3 protein-coding genes are annotated in these 1,999 nt (G+C 70.0%); all 3 read left to right on the top strand.

Annotated elements, in window-relative coordinates; all coding sequences use genetic code 11:
• Positions 1 to 492 precede the first annotated feature (492 nt).
• A complete protein-coding gene (rpsL, locus tag AC1MIR_RS23620; protein ID WP_109872744.1) occupies positions 493 to 864 on the top strand; it encodes a 30S ribosomal protein S12 in 372 nt (123 codons plus the stop codon).
• A gap of 14 nt (positions 865 to 878) precedes the next feature.
• The gene (rpsG, locus tag AC1MIR_RS23615) at positions 879 to 1,355 is read left to right on the top strand and encodes a 30S ribosomal protein S7 (RefSeq protein WP_109872743.1); all 477 of its coding nucleotides are present in this window, start codon (positions 879 to 881) and stop codon (positions 1,353 to 1,355) included.
• A gap of 85 nt (positions 1,356 to 1,440) precedes the next feature.
• Positions 1,441 to 1,999, top strand: a 559-nt coding sequence (locus tag AC1MIR_RS23610; RefSeq protein ID WP_480030624.1) for a GTP-binding protein, incomplete at its 3' end; no start/stop codon positions are given.

The following is a 1,999-nucleotide window of genomic DNA, read 5'->3' as shown; positions in this document are numbered from 1 at the left end:
GGCCCCGGGGGGGGGGCTGCCGGGGCGGGGGGGGGGGGCGGGCCCGCGCGCGCGGGCCCGCACCGCCCTGGCGGCGCGGCGCGCCCCGGCGCCGCTTCCGGGCCCGGCGCGCGCGGCCGAATAACACGTCGCATAGCTGACCTGCGAAACGCGAAGGCCGGTTCCCTGCAAAGGGGCCGGCCTTTCGCTTTTCGCGGCCGCTCGCGCAGGGCCAGTTCCGAGGCCTGGAGCGCCTTCTTGGAAATGCGCCCGTCACCTTCGCTTGACTCCCCGGGGACCGAGGGCTAATCAGCCGTCCCTCGGCCGGGGGCGGCGCCGCGAAGGCGTTCCACTCGGCTGGGCTGTATTTGGTCCAACAGCGCAGCGCCGCCGGCGCCGCCTCCCGCAGGGGGGCTGAGGCCGGGGGTGGGACAAGTGCCCGTGGGGATCGCGCATGCGCGCGCCCGGCGGGTGCATGTGCTTGGCGGGCCGCAAGGACTTCGAAGGGGCGTCATGCCGACGATCAACCAGCTCATCGCCCAGGGGCGTGAGCCGAACCCGAAGCGGAACAAGGTGCCGGCCCTGCAGGGCTGCCCGCAGAAGCGCGGCGTCTGCACGCGCGTCTACACGACCACGCCGAAGAAGCCGAACTCCGCGCTCCGCAAGGTCGCCAAGGTGCGCCTGACGAACGGCTACGAGGTCGTCAGCTACATCCCCGGCGAGGGCCACAACCTGCAGGAGCACTCCGTGGTGCTCATCCGTGGCGGCCGCGTGAAGGACCTTCCGGGCGTGCGCTACCACATCCTGCGCGGCGTGCTGGACACCCAGGGCCTGCCGAAGCGGCGCAAGCGGCGCTCGCTGTACGGCGCCAAGCGGCCGAAGTAAGGGAGACGGGATCAATGTCGCGCCGTCACCGCGCCGAGAAGCGCGAGGTCCTGCCGGATCCGAAGTTCGGGGACATCGTGCTCAGCCGCTTCATGAACGTGCTGATGTACGACGGGAAGAAGTCCGTCGCGGAGAACATCGTCTATGGGGCGATGGACACGCTGAAGCGCAAGGGCGGCGCCAATGCCGACCCGCTCCGCCTCTTCCACGAGGCGATGGAGAATGTGAAGCCGGCGATCGAGGTGCGGTCGCGGCGCGTCGGCGGCGCCACCTACCAGGTGCCCGTCGAGGTCCGGCCGGAGCGCCGCCAGGCGCTGGCGATCCGCTGGCTGATCGAGGCCGCGCGCAAGCGCGGCGAGAACACGATGGAGGAGCGCCTCTCGGCGGAGCTGATGGACGCGGCGAACAACCGCGGCACGGCCGTCAAGAAGCGCGAGGACACGCATCGCATGGCCGAGGCCAACAAGGCCTTCAGCCACTATCGTTGGTAACTCCGCGCGAGCGCGCGGAGCGTCGTTGATGCCGCGCCCGAAGGCGTGGCGCTGGTGAAGCACGGATCGATCGGGAAGCACGACCATGGCCAAGGCGAAATTCGAGCGGAACAAGCCGCACTGCAACATCGGGACGATCGGTCACGTGGACCATGGGAAGACGTCGCTGACGGCGGCGATCACCAAGGTGCTCGCGAAGACCGGCGGCGCGACCTTCACCGCCTATGACCAGATCGACAAGGCGCCGGAGGAGAAGGCGCGCGGCATCACGATCTCGACGGCGCATGTCGAGTACGAGACGACGAACCGCCACTACGCGCATGTGGACTGCCCCGGCCACGCGGACTACGTGAAGAACATGATCACGGGTGCGGCGCAGATGGACGGCGCGATCCTGGTCGTGTCGGCGGCCGACGGCCCGATGCCGCAGACGCGCGAGCACATCCTGCTGGCGCGGCAGGTCGGCGTCCCCGCGCTGGTGGTGTTCCTGAACAAGATGGACATGGCCGACCCCGACCTGGTCGAGCTGGTGGAGATGGAGGTGCGCGAGCTGCTGTCGTCCTACCAGTTCCCGGGCGACGACATCCCGGTGATCAAGGGCTCGGCGCTGTGCGCGCTCGAGGACAAGCAGCCGGAGATCGGCG

This window comes from Falsiroseomonas sp. RANM36 (genome assembly GCF_056682175.1).
Note: the sequence above shows the minus strand (reverse complement) of the source record. Positions and strands in the feature narration are given on the sequence as shown.